The 353-nt window shown below is 82.7% G+C and carries 1 pseudogene; it reads left to right on the top strand.

What is annotated here, in order from left to right:
* A pseudogene (locus DN069_RS40625) lies at positions 1-353 on the top strand (hypothetical protein); the annotation flags it as partial.

Below are 353 nucleotides of genomic sequence, written 5' to 3'. Positions count from 1 at the left end.
CGCCGCGGGCGGGCGGGCCGGCTCGCACCCGCGCTGCTCCTCGCCGGGCTCGGCTTCGCCGGCCTGTGCACGGTCGCGGGCAGCTCCGGCCCCGGTGGCACGGCGAGCGCGCAGGGGGCGGTGCCGCCGTCGGTGCCCGCCCTCACCGGCCCGGGCCTGGGCGGGGACCCCGTGGTGCCGCAGGTTCCCGGCAGCGGCGGCGCTTCCGTGGCCGCCGCCGGCCCGACCGCGGTGCCGTCGACTCAGCCCACCCGGATCGACGACACGGCCGCCGCGGCCGCAGTCGCCCCCGCCCCGACGACCTCCGCGACGGGCTCCTCCTCGTCACTCGCCGCGCTCCCGCCCTTCGGCGG

The sequence above is a fragment of the Streptacidiphilus pinicola genome (assembly GCF_003258295.1).
In the GTDB taxonomy this organism is placed as follows: domain Bacteria; phylum Actinomycetota; class Actinomycetes; order Streptomycetales; family Streptomycetaceae; genus Streptacidiphilus; species Streptacidiphilus pinicola.
The sequence above is the reverse complement of the archived record's forward strand: the minus strand, read 5'-3'. Positions and strand labels throughout refer to the sequence as shown.